Annotated in this window: 13 protein-coding genes; 2 read left to right on the top strand and 11 right to left on the bottom strand. The window is 73.0% G+C overall.

Annotation, left to right across the window (positions count from 1 at the left end):
• Both JQN84_RS25025 and JQN84_RS25020 read right to left on the bottom strand, forming a co-directional pair.
• Positions 1-1,581 carry a phenylacetate--CoA ligase family protein gene (locus tag JQN84_RS25025; RefSeq protein ID WP_204961000.1) on the bottom strand — a complete coding sequence of 527 codons (1,581 nt, stop codon included), beginning with the start codon at positions 1,579-1,581 and terminating at the stop codon, positions 1-3.
• Between the two features lie 132 nt (positions 1,582-1,713).
• A complete protein-coding gene (locus tag JQN84_RS25020; protein WP_372446014.1) occupies positions 1,714-3,189 on the bottom strand; it encodes an FAD-dependent monooxygenase in 1,476 nt (491 codons plus the stop codon).
• Positions 3,190-3,712: 523 nt separating this feature from the next.
• On the opposite strand from JQN84_RS25020, the gene JQN84_RS25015 reads away from it, so the two are divergent.
• Both JQN84_RS25015 and JQN84_RS25010 read left to right on the top strand, forming a co-directional pair.
• Positions 3,713-5,218 (top strand): endo-1,4-beta-xylanase, encoded by a 1,506-nt coding sequence (locus JQN84_RS25015; protein ID WP_281898362.1) that lies wholly within the window; start codon positions 3,713-3,715, stop codon positions 5,216-5,218.
• Between the two features lie 265 nt (positions 5,219-5,483).
• Positions 5,484-5,924 (top strand): hypothetical protein, encoded by a 441-nt coding sequence (locus tag JQN84_RS25010; RefSeq protein WP_204960998.1) that lies wholly within the window; start codon positions 5,484-5,486, stop codon positions 5,922-5,924.
• Positions 5,925-5,959: 35 nt separating this feature from the next.
• Here the strand turns inward: JQN84_RS25010 and JQN84_RS25005 are convergent, their stop codons facing one another.
• The 9 genes from JQN84_RS25005 to JQN84_RS24965 are packed head-to-tail and all read right to left on the bottom strand — an operon-like array spanning position 5,960 to position 15,397.
• On the bottom strand, positions 5,960-7,594 hold the full coding sequence (locus tag JQN84_RS25005) for an FAD-dependent oxidoreductase (protein ID WP_204960997.1): 1,635 nt from the start codon (positions 7,592-7,594) through the stop codon (positions 5,960-5,962).
• Positions 7,594-8,301, bottom strand: a complete 708-nt coding sequence (locus JQN84_RS25000; RefSeq protein WP_158224138.1) for a GntR family transcriptional regulator — start codon at positions 8,299-8,301, stop codon at positions 7,594-7,596. The genes JQN84_RS25005 and JQN84_RS25000 overlap by 1 nt, the downstream gene beginning before the upstream one ends.
• Positions 8,301-8,984 (bottom strand): N-acetylmannosamine-6-phosphate 2-epimerase, encoded by a 684-nt coding sequence (locus tag JQN84_RS24995; protein WP_204960996.1) that lies wholly within the window; start codon positions 8,982-8,984, stop codon positions 8,301-8,303. The genes JQN84_RS25000 and JQN84_RS24995 overlap by 1 nt, the downstream gene beginning before the upstream one ends.
• Positions 8,981-9,943, bottom strand: coding sequence for an N-acetylglucosamine kinase (locus JQN84_RS24990; RefSeq protein WP_204960995.1), 963 nt, complete (start codon positions 9,941-9,943; stop codon positions 8,981-8,983). The genes JQN84_RS24995 and JQN84_RS24990 overlap by 4 nt, the downstream gene beginning before the upstream one ends.
• Entirely contained in the window at positions 9,940-10,962 is a 1,023-nt protein-coding gene (locus tag JQN84_RS24985) for an ABC transporter ATP-binding protein (protein WP_204960994.1), read from the bottom strand. The genes JQN84_RS24990 and JQN84_RS24985 overlap by 4 nt, the downstream gene beginning before the upstream one ends.
• Complete coding sequence (locus JQN84_RS24980; protein WP_204960993.1) at positions 10,937-11,959, bottom strand: ABC transporter ATP-binding protein; 1,023 nt, start codon at positions 11,957-11,959, stop codon at positions 10,937-10,939. The genes JQN84_RS24985 and JQN84_RS24980 overlap by 26 nt, the downstream gene beginning before the upstream one ends.
• 26 nt (positions 11,960-11,985) lie before the next feature.
• The gene (locus tag JQN84_RS24975; protein WP_204960992.1) at positions 11,986-13,500 is read right to left on the bottom strand and encodes an ABC transporter substrate-binding protein; all 1,515 of its coding nucleotides are present in this window, start codon (positions 13,498-13,500) and stop codon (positions 11,986-11,988) included.
• Positions 13,501-13,522: 22 nt separating this feature from the next.
• A complete protein-coding gene (locus JQN84_RS31665) occupies positions 13,523-14,470 on the bottom strand; it encodes an ABC transporter permease (protein ID WP_204960991.1) in 948 nt (315 codons plus the stop codon).
• A 3-nt stretch (positions 14,471-14,473) separates the two neighbouring features.
• A complete protein-coding gene (locus JQN84_RS24965; RefSeq protein WP_088642602.1) occupies positions 14,474-15,397 on the bottom strand; it encodes an ABC transporter permease in 924 nt (307 codons plus the stop codon).

Below are 15,397 nucleotides of genomic sequence, written 5' to 3'. Positions count from 1 at the left end.
TCACCTCACCAGGTAGCTGTTCTTGATCTTCTGTTGCCCGGCGAACGGGCCGGTGCCGGGAGCGTGCAGCTCGACCCGCAGGTCACCGGCGGTGGCGTCCTCCACCAGGGACTGGGCGAAGTCGCGGGAGACCGAGGTCAGGTGGCGGCGGACGCCGAGGCGGCACGCGTCGGCGAGCGCGGCGCGTTGCGGGGCGGTCAACGGGCGGCGCAGTTCGAGGTGGATCACCGGTCGGCTCTCCAGCGTCGCGTCCTCGACCAGGGCCAGGCAGAACCGGCTGATCTCGGCGGCGTACGGGTTGCCGACGTAGAGGCCGTACTCGACATCCTGCGGGTAGAGGTTCGCGCCGAGGTAGGAGATGGTGGAGTCGCTGCGGCCGAAGAGCAGCAGCAGCGGCAGGGTCATCCGCTCGGCGGCGAGCGCGGTACGCAGTTCGGCCCGGCGTACCGGGTCGGCGCAGACCAGGTCGACGGCCCGCTGGTACGACACGAGCAGCGCCTCGTCCCCGACGTTGTAGCGCAGCCGGGGCTGGAGCACGTCCCCGCCGGTGACCGTGCAGAGCAGTTCCCGTCGCTGGTTGGTCTCCAGGTAGGTGGCGAACGGGTTGTACTGGAACACCATCGGCAGCCGTTGCTCGCCCGCGCCGAGCAGGGCGTCGCGCAGCCCCCTGTCGGTCTGCAACCGGCGGCGCAGCCACACCGTGAACCGGGTCTCCGCGCCGATGCCGATGCTCAGGTCCGACGCCCCGTACGCCGACCGGACGAGGGTGAAGCGTTGCTCCAGGTAGTCGCGCAGCGCCTCGGTCATCGCCTCCCCGCCGCAGCTGGCCGCGACGCGGTACCGCGTCCAGGGGAAGCCCTCGGCGTCGAGCCGGTCGCGCAGGTGCTTGAGAAACGGCGGGTAGGCGGTCACCAGGTAGTCGAAGTCGGGACCGAACTCCCGCAGGGTGTCGATGATCTTCCCGAGGTCGGGGCCGGTGTTCTTCACCACCGCGATGCGGGCCATCGCCGCGCCGGTGGTCGTCCCGGTCGCCCAGGCCCCCATCGAATAGGCGTTGATGACGAACGGTCGGCGCATCGGGAAGACCAGTCCGGTGTAGCCGGCGATGTCGCGGTGCACCGCGTGCAGTTCCCGTTCGCCGCGCGGCCAGTTGAACGGTTGTCCGGCCGAGCCCGCCGACTCGTCGACGATGACCCCCCGGCTGGGCAGCCGGCCGTGCCGGCACCGGGCGGCGACGTCGTGCGCCAGCACGTAGCTGCGCTTGTCGGTTTCGGGGAAGTCGGTGAGCCGGCGGCGCACGCCCGTCGGGTGGGCACGCAGGAAGTCACGGTAGGCGGGGACCTGCCGGGCGGCCCGGGCGCACACCGCCCAGGCGTGCGCGTCGGCCAGCGCGTCCAGGGCCGGGTGGTGCCGTCGGGCCGTCCAGCGCCAGCCGGCGGGGTGCCGGGCGGCGAGCCGGCCCAGCGCGGCCACCGCGCGGCCGAGGGCCCCCAGGCCGACCTGCCGGCCGTGCGCCACCACGGCCGGCAACGGCGATTCGACGGTACGCAGGGCGACGGGTCGGTGTGGTAGTTCGGCCATGCCGACCACTCTGTCCGGGCCGGCGCGCCGGGTCCTGAGGCCGGATGCGGTGGGTACCTGAGTATTCCTACTCGGTCGGCCGACCCGGCCCGCTCGTGCCGGGTGTTCCTGGCACGAGCGGGCCGGCCGGGGTCAGCCCCTGGGTCGGCCGAACCAGCGGGTCAGGTGGTCGTCCAGGTCGGTCTGGTCGTCGCCGAGCCAGGCGACGTGGCCGTCGGGGCGCAGCAGGACGCCCGGGGCGTCCAGGGCCGCCGTGGGGTCGGCGAGGTGGTCGACCCGGTCGGCCCAGCCGGCGACGCCGAGCCGGCCGGTGCGGTCCAGCAGCAGACCCCGGCCGTGGCGCAGCCGGTCGTAGAGGCGACCCTGGCGCAGGTCGAGGTCGCGCAGCCGCCGGCCGAGCAGGTCGGGTCCCGGGCCGAGGTCGTAGCGGACGCCGATCGCGGTGATCTTCTCGGTCAGGTGGCGGTTCACCGCGTCGATGGCCATCAGTTCGGTGAGCAGCCGGCGTACGGCCTGCGCGCCCGGTCCTTCGGAGAGCAGTTCGGTCTGGGCGCGGGTGTTGTCCAGCACGTCCGCGGCGACCGGGCGTCGTTCGGCCTGGTAGGTGTCCAGCAGGGCGGCCGGCGCCCAGCCCCGGACCTGGGCGGCCAGTTTCCAGCCGAGGTTGACCGCGTCCTGCACACCGAGGTTGAGCCCCTGCCCGCCGATGGGCGGATGGATGTGCGCCGCGTCGCCGGCCAGCAGCACCCGTCCCACCCGGTAGGCGTCGGCGAGCCGGGTGGCGTCGCCGAAGCGGGACGGCCAGCGTGGGGAGTGCACCCCGAAGTCGGTGCCGGCGACGGCGCGTAACCGCTGCCGGACCTCGTCGATGGTGGGCGGCACGGCCCGGTCGGTGACCCCGGCGGCGGGGACGACGACGCGGCAGCCGCCGTCGCCGAAGGGGGTCAGGCTGAACCGTCTGTCGAGCTTGCCGAGCCCGGCCAGCGTGGCCGCGATCTCCTCGGGCGACACGCCGACCGCCATCTCCCCCATCAGCGTCTCGGTCCGCGCGGGTTCGCCGGGGAAGCCGACGCCGAGCAGCTTGCGCACGGTGCTGCGGCCGCCGTCGCAGCCGACGAGGTGGCGGGCCCGCAGCCGGTGCCCGTCGGCCAGCGTGACGCCCACCCCCGTGTCGTCCTGGTCGAGGCCCACCACCGGCGTGCCGTGGCGGACCTGCGCCCCGAGGCCGGTCGCGTGTTCTTCGAGCAGCCGCACGACGACCGGCTGCGGGATGCCCAGCAGGTAGGGGTGGGCGGTGTCCAGACCGGGGGGCGGGGGCGCGGCGATGGCGGCGAAGAAGCCGGCGGCGGGTCGTCGCCGGCCGTGTTCGTGCAGGCGGTCGAGCAGTCCGCGCATCGCCATCAGTTCGATGGTGCGCACGTGCAGGCCGACGATCCGCACCATCGAGGTGGGCTCGGTCTCCCGTTCCAGGACGAGGACCCGCACGTCGTGCAGCCGTAGTTCGGCGGCGAGCATCGCCCCGGTCGGGCCGCAGCCGACGATGACCACGTCGGCGTCGTGGGGTGGCCGGCCGGCAGGGGGCGGGAACCCTGGTGCGGGCCCGGCCACGGCGGTGGGCGGGGTGGTGGCGAACTGCGACTGGTGCACGGGAAGCGCCTTTCGGGAGAGCCTGGTGGGCGGGCGCTCCCGGGCGACGGTTACGTCGGTCGCCCGACCGCGACGTTCAGGGGGAGCACCCACGTGGGTACGGCGTTCATGGGTCTCACCTCCTCGGGCGGTGTCACGGGCAGCGGCAACCTATCCACCGGCCGGCGGTCTGTCCAGCGTTTTTCCGGCCGTCCGGCCACCGCCGGACCGGATTTCGAATGTTTCGGCGTCCGCCCGGCGCACGGTGGAGGCAGCCACGCGTGGCCCTTCGGGCGACCCCACGTCCCGGCGTGTCCACCTGCGCGAATCTGACTTCCACCAGCTCAGCACACCCACAGAGGTTTCCGGAACATTTCCGAAAGTTGTTGACAGTGCGGTCGGGCGGTATCGATACTGACCCTTCGATGGGCATACACATTCATCAATTATTGACGTCATGTAGCGAGGAGGTTCCGTGGGCAGCAGCCTGAGGCGACGCAGGATAGTGAGCAGAACAGCCTTACCGGCGGCGGTGTTGCTGCTGGTCGGCGGCGCGGTGGCGGTCCAGTCCGGCACCCCGGCCGCCGCCGCCGAGACCACGCTGCGGGCCGCAGCGGCCAAAGCCGGCCTGTTCTTCGGCACCGCGTCCTCACCGAACCGGCTGTACCCGATCCTTGCCCAGGAATTCGGCCAGCTGACCCCCGAGAACGACATGAAGCCCGACCGGATCGCCACGTCGAGCGGTGGGTTGCAGAACACCAGCGGCGCGGATCAACTGGTCAACCACGCGCAGAGCAACGGCATGCTGGTCCGGGGGCACACCCTGGTGTGGCACTCACAGGCCGGCGCGCTCCAGGGCGCCAGCCAGGCCACGCTGAACACCTTCATCGGCAACGCCATCAACCGCTGGGGCAGCAAGATCGCCTACTGGGACGTGGTCAACGAGGCGCTGGAGGACAACAACACCGGCCGCCGCCGCAACCAGTGGCCGCACACCATGAACCGGGACGCCAACGGCGACGGCGACTTCTTCGACGCCGGGGACACCGACGTCATCCGGGACTCGTTCATCCGGGCCAAGCAGGTCGTGCAGGCCGGCGGCTACTCCACCAAGCTCTGCATCAACGACTACGACGTCGAGGGGCTGACCGTCCAGGGCGGTGGCCCCAACCGCAAGGCCAACGCGCTGTACGACATCGTGCGGACCTACCGCCAGTACATCGACTGCGTCGGGTTCCAGTCGCACTTCAACGACAACCCGAACAGCATCATCAGCAACGACCTCCAGGCCAACATCCAGCGCTTCGCCGACCTCGGCGTCGAGGTGCACCTGTCCGAGGTCGACATCGACGACGACCTGAGCAACAACGACATCGGCACCGGCCAGGCGGACAACTACCGCAAGGTCGTCCGGGCCTGCCTGAACGTCGCGAAGTGCACCGGCATCACCGTCTGGGGCATCTCCGACAGCGAGTCGTGGCGTTCCTCCGAGCGGGGCCTGCTGTTCACCGGCGGCAACGGCAACTACCAGAAGAAGGCCGCGTACTACGCCGTCCTCGACGAGCTGAACAAGGGCCGGACCACCACCCCGCCGACCACCACGCCGCCGCCGACGACTCCCCCGCCGACCACGCCGCCGCCGACGACCCCACCGCCCACCACGCCGCCGCCCACCACCCCACCGCCGACGACTCCCCCGCCGACCACGCCGCCGCCGACGGGCGGCTGCACGGCCACGGTGTCGTTGAACTCGTGGACCGGCGGCTTCGTCGCCACCGTCCGGGTCACCGCCGGCAGCGCGCCGATCCAGGGCTGGAACGTCCAGCTCACCCTGCCGTCGGGCGCCGCGGTCACCGGTGTGTGGAACGCCAACCGCACCGGCACCAGCGGCAGCATCCAGTTCAGCAACGTCAACTACAACGGCTCGGTCGCCGCCGGCCAGTACACCGAGTTCGGTTTCCAGGGCACCGGGGCCGCCACCGGCCTCACCCCGGTCTGCACCGCCTCCTGAGCACCGTCGGTCCCGGGTGGGCACGCGCCGCCCGCCCGGGACCGACGCAGGGAACCGACGGAAGACGCTTCTGACGGCGCGAGGACGACCCGGCGGGTGACCGCCGGGTCGTCCTCGCGCCGTCGCGTACGTCGTGGAGGTCGGCACGGGCCGCCGGTCGCCACCCGGGGTACGACGGCCGGGGCCCGCTCGCCGGGGCGCAGACGGCGACCCGGTGGTCCGCCGGCCGGTCCCGTCGCCCGGGGCAGCAGGCTAGGTTGCACGGATGAGTCTCCTCGATGAGGTCGCACAGCGCGACGGTTGGCGATGCTGGGTATGCGACGAGCCGGTCGACGCCGACATGTCGGTGAACCACGCGCGTGGTCCCAGCGTCGACAGCCGCACCGCCGACCGGAAGGCCAAGGTCGTGGAACGGCTCGCGCACCGCGCCTGCAACAGCCGCAAGGGGGCGGTCAAGGTCGTCGTCGCCTGGCCGGACCACCTGCACGTGGTGGAGCCCGCGCCGCTGATCACCGTCGCCGAGCGGCTCTCCCGCAAGGCGGGCCGTGAGGTGGTCGCCCGCTGTCCGCGCCGCCGGGACGCCCAGGAGGCGGCGGACTGGCTGGTCGACCGGTTCTCCCGGCTGGTGCCCGGCATGCCGGTGACCGCCAGCGTCGAGGAGGGCGGCGGGCAGTACCTCGTCGCCCTGACCAGCGGTCGTCGCTGACGGCGGACGGCTCGCCACTGCCCCGGACGTCGGGCTCAGCTCGGCAGGGCGTCGCCTCCCACCGCTGAACCGAGCGCCGCCACCGGCGTCGGCCAGCGCAGGTCGACGCCCCGCCGGGCCAGCTCGGCTTGGAAGTCCTCGAGCAGTTTCGGGCTCGCCCGGACCCCGTGCGGCGACGTCTGCCGGTCCAGGCAGTAGGCGGCCAGCGCGCCGGCGGCCTCCCCGATCGACCACTCGGCCGGATGCACCCGGTAGCAGCCGTTGGTGATGTGGGTGGTGCCCACGGCCTTGCCGGCGGCGACCACGTTGGTGACCCGCTCGGGCAGCAACGCCCCGAGCGGGATCTCGAACGGGTGCGCCGCCACGTCGAGGTAGCCGTCGCCGCCGGTCGTCGGGTGCAGGTCGATCCGGTAGTGACCGGTGCCGACCGTGTCGGGATAGTGGACCGCTCCGGCGGCCCCGCGCACCGCGACCGACAGGTCCTGCTCGGTCGGCGTGGTCACCGCCGCCAGCCGGCGGGCCTCCCTGATGTACGGCGCCTGCGCGAAGCCGTCGGCGGTGCCGGTCACGTCGGGGCGCAACCGCAGGCCGGGGAAACCGGTGCCGCCGTCCGGGCGGGGCGCCTCGGTCTGCAACCAGTACAGGAACGCGTGACTGGCCTCCCTGGCCCGTTGGACGTGCCGCCCGGCGTCCGGCACGTCGAACAGCGGCCCGTCCAGGTAGTCGTTCATCGGCCAGTTGACCAGCGTCACGTCGCTTACGAACAGGCCGGGCCGGAACGCCTGCCGGTCGAGGATCCGCCGGTACGTCCACAACTCGGGGGCGACCAGCCCCTCCTCCATGGAGGTCGCCGTCGAGCGGGGGTTGGGGGTGAACCGGCCGGTGACCGGGCGACCGGTGCGCGGATCGGGGTAGGTCCAACTGAACAGGGGGCCCGGCCAGCCGGGTGCGGTCCGGGTCCGCCAGTGGTCGTAGTCGGCCGGCCGGTCCACCGTGTGGTCGCCGTCGACGTGTTCGAGGGCGAAACAGACGGTGGCCGCCTGCATGTTCAGCGGATCGGGCCGGTCCGGGGCGCTCGGTTCGCCGGTCTGCGCCTGCGACTCGGTGCCGGTGCGGTGTTCGATGCCGGCCAGCGCCAGCAGCTCACCGGTCTCGCTCGCCTCCAGGACGAGGCTGGCGGTGAGGTGGCGCAGGGTGCCGTCGGCAAGCCGGACGGTCAGGGCGGTCACCGTGTCCCCGTCGGTGTGCGCCCGTTCGACCTGCGCCCGGGTGTGCACGGTGAGCCGCCCCGCTGCCCGCCAGGGGGCGGTCATGGCCTGGAGCACGGCCAGCGCCGCCCGGGGCTCGTGACACAGTGGACTGACCCAGCCGTGGCCCGGGTTCAGGGGACGCCCGGACCCGTCGGCGGCCAGCGGATACCAGGTCCGGTAGTGGTCGCGTACCGCCTGCCGGAACCGGCGGTAGCTGGCCGTCGAGCCGTGCGTCTCGATCCAGGGGTGTTCGTCAGGCGGCACCGCCTGCGAGGTGAGCTGCCCCCCGATCCACCCGTACGGCTCGACCACGACGACCCGCGCGCCGCCCTCGCAGGCGGCCAGCGCGGCGGCGATCCCGCCCACGCCCCCGCCGACCACCAGGACGTCGGTGTGCTGCTCCGCCGGGGTGGTACGCATCAGTCCGCCTCGCCTCGTCGTGCGGTCAGGGAGAAGTGGTAGCGGTCGCCCCGGTAGAGCGACACCGCCCGTTCGACGGCCCGGCCGCGTCCGTCGTAGCCGATCCGGCGGACCTCCAGCAGCGCCGCCGAGGGCGGGATCTCCAGCAGGTCGCACTGCCGCCGGGTGGGCACCACGGCCGCGATCATCTGCTGGGCCACCGTGACCTGGACGTGGTAGCGGTCCTTCATGATCCCGTAGAGCCCGGTGTCGAGGTTCTCCACGAGCAGCCCGGGGAACAGGTCGGCCGGCAGGTGCACCTCTTCGAGGCACATCGGTGCGCCGTCGGCCAGCCGGAGCCGCTCCACCCGGTAGAGCAGCGACCCCTCGGGCAGGCCGAGGTCCGAGGCGTCCGCGTCGCGGGCGACCATCGCGTCCGCGACGATCAGCTTGCTGCTCGGCTGCAGGCCCCGGGCCAGCATGTCCTCGGTGAACCCGCTGAGGCTGGTGCCCTTGGCGATCCGGGTGTCGGAGACGAAGGTGCCCTGCCCCCGGATGGTGTAGACCAGGCCGGCGTCGAGCAGTTCGCGCAGCGCCTGGCGCAGCGTCGTCCGGCTCACGCCGAGTTCCTCGGCGAGGTCCCGTTCCCGGGGCAGGGCCGAGTGCGCCGGCAGGCCCGCGACGCGGTGCCGGAGTTCGGTGCGGATCTGGCTCAGTTTGGTGGTCATCACGAGTCCAACCGGGGATGCGGGCAGGCCTGCGCGAACCTGCGCGTGGTGTTGACCGGGTCCGAGATGGCGGTGCCGACGACGACTGCCCATGCGCCCTCGTCGAACGCCGCCGCGACCTGGGTACGGGTACGGTATCGCCCCTCCGCGATGACCGGAACCGGACAATGTCGACTGAGCGTCCCCACCAGGGCGATGTCCGGTCCGTCGGGGACGGGGCCGGTGACGTATCCGGACAGCGTGGTGCCGACCAGGTCGGCACCGGCGTCGACGGCGGCCAGGGCCGCGTCCAGGCTGTCGACGTCGGCCATGAACAGCGCCCCGGCGGCGTGGGTCGCCGCGACGAGGTCGGACAGCTTCTCCCCGCCGGGCCGGGGGCGGCCGGTGGCGTCGGCCGCGACGATCTGCGCCCCGGCGTCGGTCAGCGCGGTCACGTCGGCCTCGGTCGGGGTGATGTAGACCGGGCTGCCGGGAGTGTGCCGCTTGACCAGCCCGACCACCGGCACCCCGAGGTCGACCATGCCCCGCACGTGCTCCACGCCCTGCCCCCGCAGCCCGGCGGCGCCGCCGAGCACGGCCGCGGCCGCCATCGCCATCATGTGTCCGGTGTCCCGGAACGGGCTGCGGCCCTGGGCCTGGCAGGACACGACCAGGCGTCCACGGATGGCATCGGCCACGTTCATCGGTGTTCTGCCTTTGCGTCGAAGTCGGTCTGGACGGTGAGTGCGGCGAACGGGCCGGACGGTGCGTCGACCAGGGCCAGCGCACCGGCGAGCGGGTCCCCGGTGGCCGGCACGGGCTGCGCCGCGGGCGCTGCGGCCCGTAGTGCCGCGGTGAACGACGGCCACAGCAGGTCGGCGGCCCGGAAGACCCCGCCGGTGCCGGCGACCGGGACCGGGGTCGCCTCGAGGCCGACCCGGAACAGCGCCCCGACCACGGATTCGGCGAGCAGTTCACCGGCCCGACGCCAGATCCGGCCGGCGTCGTCGTCCCCGGCGCGGGCCAGGTCGGCGACCGTGGCGGCGAAGCCCGCGATCCGTTGCGGGGTCGGCGGGTCGGCCCGCCAGCGGCCCGGCAGCGTCTCGACCGGCCCCCAGGCGGCGGTCACCGCGTCGGCGAGCCGGCCGGGCGCGGCCCGGTCCCGGTCGCGTAGGGCGAGCCGGATCGCGGTCCGGCCGATCCAGTGCCCCGAGCCCCGGTCGCCGAGGTCGGCGCCCCACCCGTCGGAACGGGCGGTCCGGCCGGTGGCGTCGGCGGCTAGGACCACCGCGCCGGTGCCGGCGGCGACGACCGCGCCGGGGACCGGGCCGAGCGCGCCGAGGTACGCGGTCACGCTGTCGTCGGCGACCCGTAGCCGCCCGGCCAGACCGAGGGTGCGCAGCCCGGCCCGCAGGGCGTCGGTCGCCGGCGGCCGGCCGTTGAGCCCGGTCATGCCGACGCCGACCAGCACCCTCGGCTCCGGGCCGAACGGGCCCAGGTCGGCCAGCGCGCCGGCCACCGCCTCGACGATCCGGGCGTCGGCGTCACCGGCCCAGAAACCCGGGGTCTCGGCGTGCCCGGTCGAACGGCCGTGCCGGGCCACCGCACGGCAGCCGCCCTGGCCCAGGTCGACCCCGACCCGGACGGGTTCGACGCCGCTCACCGGGTCACCGCCGGGTGCGACGGCGTGCTGTCGGCCAGGCTGGCTTCGGCGTAGTGGCAGGCGACCTCGCGTCCGGCGACCGGCCGCAGTTCGGGTTCGACCTCGGCGCAGCGCGGCTGGGCGAGGCGGCACCGGGTCCGGAAGCGGCAGCCGGACGGCGGCGAGGCCGGCGACGGCACCTCGCCGGTGAGCAGGATGCGTTCGGCCGGCGGCGTCGCCCAGGGGCGGGGCACCGGGGCCGCCGAGATCAGCGCCCGGGTGTACGGGTGGGCCGGGGTGTCGTACACCGTCGCGGCCGGTCCGGTCTCCACGATCCGGCCCAGGTACATCACCGCGAGGTCGTCGCTGATGTGCCGGACCACCGACAGGTCGTGCGCGATGAACAGGTAGCCCAGCCCCAGGTCGGCCCGCAGGTCGGCGAGGAGGTTGAGGGTCTGCGCCTGGACCGACACGTCCAGCGCGCTGACCGGCTCGTCGCAGACCAGGATCCGGGGCGACATGGCCAGGGCGCGGGCGATGCCGACGCGCTGGCGTTGGCCGCCGGAGAGCTGGTGCGGATACCGGTCGGCGAGTTCGGCGGCGAGACCGACCCGGGCCAGCAGGTCGGCGGTGCGGGCCGGCCACTGGTCGCGGGGGACGGAGTCGCGGTGCACCCGCCATCCCTCGGTGACGATGAAGGAGACCTTCTTGCGGGGGTTCAACGACGAGTACGGGTCCTGGTAGACCATCTGGATCTCGGCGGTCAGCCGGCGTCGGCGGGCCGCGTCGGCGGTGTCGACCCGTTCGCCGGCGTACCAGATCTCGCCGCCGGTCGGTCGGCGCAGGCCGACGATGGTCCGGGCCAGGGTGGACTTGCCGCAGCCGGACTCGCCGACCAGGCCCAGGGTGCGGCCGGTGGTGACGGTCAGGCTGAGCCGTTCCACCGCGTGCACGGCCGCTCCCCGGTGCAGCAGGCCACCGTGGGTCGGATAGCTGACCTGAAGCTGCCGGACCTCAAGCCGCGTCGGCGACGTCGACACCGGCCATCACCTCCTCGGCGTAGTGGCAGGCCGCCTCGTGGCCGGCGGCGACGGTGCGCAGGGTCGGCCGGTCGGTGCGGCAGGCGCTGCGGGCGAGGGGACACCGGGGGTGGAAGGGGCAGCCGGCCGGTGTCGCCAGCGGCGACGGTGGCATTCCCTCGATCGGTGTCAGCCGTTCGCCGGGGCGGTCGGGGGCCGGGATCGACGCCATCAACCCCCGGGTGTACGGGTGGGCCGGTGCGTCGTACACGGTGCGCAGCGGGCCCGACTCGACGACCGTGCCGGCGTACATGACGGCGACCCGGTCGGCCACGTCGGCGACCACCCCGAGGTCGTGGGTGATGAGGATCATCGACATCCCGTCGGCCTCGCGCAGTTCCCGCAGCAGGTCCATGATCTGCGCCTGCACGGTGACGTCCAGCGCGGTGGTCGGCTCGTCGGCGATGAGCAGCCGGGGGCCCAGGGCCAGGGCCATCGCGATCACCACCCGCTGGCGCATCCCGCCGGAGAACTGGTGCGGGTAGTCGTGGGCCCGGCGGGCGGCGTTCGGGATGCCGACCCGTTCCAGGCCGGCGACCGCGCGCCGCCAGGCCTCCCGGCGTGAGGTGCGCTGCCGGACCCGGAACAGTTCGGCGATCTGCTGGCCGACCCGGACCACCGGGTTGAGCGCGGTCAACGAGTCCTGGAAGACCATCGCCATCTCGGTGGCGGACAACTCGCGGGTACGCCGTACCGGCAGCGCGGAGATCTCCTCGCCGTCGTAGCGGATGGTGCCGCGTTCGATGGTGGCGCTGTGCCGGGGCAGCAGCGCCATCACCGCGCGGACGGTGACCGACTTACCGGACCCGGACTCCCCCAGGATCGCCAGGGTCTCGCCCCTGTCGACGGAGAACGAGACACCGTTGAGCGCCCGGTAGGCGCCGAGCGGGCCGTCGAACGAGACGACGAGGTCGTCGACAGTCAACAGGGGACGGGGGGTGTGCGGTGGTGCGACCATCGGGTCCTCCGGGTCCGGTTCTCGGGTCAGCGCAGCGACACGCCGGTGAAGTCGGGCAGGTCGTTGGGGGTCGGGGTGAACCCCTCGACGTTGCCGCGCAGCACGACGTTGCCGTTGAGGTCGAGCGGGAAGATGCCCACCGCCTGGTCCCAGACGATCTTGCCGGCCTGGGCGTACAGGGTCGCCCGCTTGTCCTGGTCGAGTTCGGCGCGGGCGGCGAGCAGGATGCGGTCGAGTTCCGGGTTGGCGTAGCCGTTGCGCTTGGCGGTCGACAGGTAGAGCCGGGCCAGGGTGAAGTCCGCGTCGCCGGTGACCGTGCTGCCGGTGGTCATCGTGCTGTCCCAGTCGAGCTTGAGCAGCTTGTCCAGCCAGGTGGCCCGTTCCAGTTCCTGGGGCTTGACCACGATGCCGACCTTGGCCCAGTCGCTGATCATCGCGTCGGCGAAGGAGTTGCCGTTGGTGCAGCAGCCGCTGCTCCACATCATCGTGGTGCTGAACCCGTCCGGGTAGCCGGCCTCGGTGAGCAGCTGCCGGGCCCGGGTCGGGTCGTAGGCGTACGGGTTCTGCCCGGCGGCGCCGAACACGGCCTCCGGGAGCGGGCCGGTGGCCGGGGTTCCGGCCTGGTCGAACAGCGACTTGCTGATCTTCGCGAAGTCGACCGCGTGCCACATCGCCTGCCGGACCCGCGCGTCGGTGAACGGCTTGCGGGAGCTGTTGAACCAGATGTAGTAGTTGGCGTACGTCGGGAACGACCGGACGGTCAGGTCCTTGTTGTCCCGCAGCCCGGTGAGCTGGTCCGGCGGCAGGCCCCAGGTCACGTCGATCTCGTTGTTCGCCAGCGCCGTCACCCGGCCGGACACCTCGGGGATGTAGCGGTAGGAGATGCTGGTCAGCTTCGGCCGGTCGCCCCGGTAGTTGTCGTTGCGGACCAGGTTCACGCTCTGCCCGGCGGTGAACGACGAGACCTTGAACGGGCCGGTGCCGTACGGGGCGTCGAAGAACGCGTTGTCGCCGAGCTTGGCGGCGGGGGCGATCCAGAGCAGGGTGAGGTTGCTCAGCACCGTGCCGAGCTGGCTCGTGGTGTGGATGGTCAGGGTGCGCTCGTCGGGGGTGCGGATGTCGTCGACGGTGGCCCACAGCCCGGCCAGCGGCCCCTTGCCGTCGATCAGCGCCCGGAGCGACGCCTTGGCGTCGGCGCTGGTCATCGGCGTCCCGTCGGCGAAGGTGACGCCGCTGCGCAGCACGAACTGCCAGGTCAGCGGGTCGGGGTTGGTCCAGCTCTCGGCGAGCTTCGGGGCGATCTTCCCGTCCTGGCGGACCACCAGGGTCTCGAAGACCTCCTGGACGACGGTGAGGGTGGGTTGGTCGGCCGAGTTCGCGGCGAACGGGTTCAACGAGACCACCGGGGTCGGGTTGGCTACCCGCAGGGTGGTGACGCCGCCGCCGTCACCGGCGGGGTCGTCGGAGCCGAAGGAGCACGCGGTCAGTCCGAGTACGCCGGCGAGGGCCAACGCACCGAGTCGGATGGTCGGAGATCTCATGTCTTCCCATTTCGCAGACGGGTTACCGGGTGGAGAGGTTCGGATCGGAGCGGTCCCGTAGTTCGTCGCCGAGCACGCCGACGCAGACCACGAAGACGGCCAGGACCAGGCCTGGCAGGGTGGCGATCCACCAGGCGCTGGCCAGGTAGTCGCGGCCGTTGGCGATGGTGGTGCCCCAGCTCGGCGTGCCGGCCGGGATGCCCAGGGACAGGAAGCTCAGCGACGCCTCGGCGACGATGACGAATCCGAGCTGGACGGTGGCGATGACCAGCAACGGGCTGGCCACCGCGGGGAGCACGCAGTGCCGTACGACGTGCCACGGCCCGGCGCCGAGGGTGCGGGCCGCGTTGGCGAAGTCCCGGGAGCGGGTCGCCATGGTCTGCGCGCGGGCCACCCGCGCGAAGATCGGCCAGGTGGTGATGGACAGGGTGAGTACCACGTTGGTGACGCTGGAACCGAGCACGCCGGCGACGAAGACGGCGAGCAGGATGGACGGGAAGGCGAGCTGGATGTCGGCCAGCCGCATGACGGTCGCGTCCACCACCCCGCCGAGGTAGCCGCAGAGGATGCCGATCGCGGCGCCCACCGTGCCGGCCAGCAGCAGGGTCGCCGCGCCGACCAGCAACGAGATCCGGGCGCCCTGCATGATCTGGGGTAGCAGGTCCCGGCCGACCTGGTCGGTGCCGAGCAGGGCCAGGCCGCCGTCGGACATCCGGCTGCCCGGCGGGAGCAACCGGTCGGTGACGGAGGTCGCGATCGGGTCGTACCGGGCGATCAGCGGCCCGATCACCCCGGCGACCAGGTAGGCGGCGATCACCCCGAGCGGGAGCCACAGGCGCAGCCGGCGACGTCGGCGGCGGGGCGCGGTGGCCGGTGGGGTCGCCGTCGCGTCGGGCGGACCGTCGTCGGTGGGCACGGGCGGGGCGCCGAGCACGGCCGGGCCGGGTACGCCGTCGGACACGGTGGTCACCTCTCAGACGCTCTCGCGGACCCGGGGGTCCAGCCGGACGTACAGCAGGTCGACGAGCAGGTTGATGACGATGAAGATCACCGCGACGGTGATCACGCAGGCCTGCACGACCGAGTAGTCGCGGGCGGCGATGGCGTCGGTCATCAGCCGGCCCACCCCCGGCCAGGCGAAGACGGTCTCGACGATCACCGCGCCGCCGAGCAGGCTGCCGAACTCCAGGCCGGCCACGGTGACGACGGGGATCAGCATGTTGCGCATGGCGTGCCAGCCGACGACCCGGGTCTCGGACAGGCCCTTGGCCCGGGCGGTGACCACGTAGTCCTCGTGCAGCACGTCGAGCAGCCCGGAGCGGACCAGCCGGAGCACCACGCTGAGCAGCGGCAGGGCCAGCGTCACCGCCGGCATGACCATCGCGGCCGGGGACGCGGCGCCGGAGCTGGGCAGCAGGTGCAGGAACCGGGAGAAGACCAGGATCAGCATGATGCCGACCCAGAACGTCGGCAGGGACTGGGTGAGCATCGACAGCACCGAGACCACCCGGTCCACCACGCCGTTGGGTCGGGTGGCCGCCAGGGTGCCCAGGGCGAACCCGAGGACCAGGGCGATGGCGAAGGCGGTCAGCGCCAGGGCGGCGGTCGCCGACAGGTGGGTGAGCACCAGGTTCGTCGCGGCGTCGTGCAGCCGGAACGACTCGCCGAAGTCGAGGGTGACGGCCCGCCGGAGGAACTGGACGTACTGCACGGGCAGCGAGGCGTCGAGCCCGTACTCCCGGCGCAGCGCCTCGACGGCCGACTGGTCGGCGTCCGGGCCGAGCACCGCGGTCGCCGGGTCGCCGGAGACCGCGCGCATCGCGAAGAAGACCACCGTCGCCGCGCCGAACAGGACCAGTACCGAGATCGCGAGGCGACGCAGCGCGTACCGCAGCAT

The organism is Micromonospora humidisoli (assembly GCF_016900955.1).
Lineage (GTDB): Bacteria > Actinomycetota > Actinomycetes > Mycobacteriales > Micromonosporaceae > Micromonospora > Micromonospora wenchangensis.
This window is presented reverse-complemented; position numbering and strand designations above follow the sequence as displayed.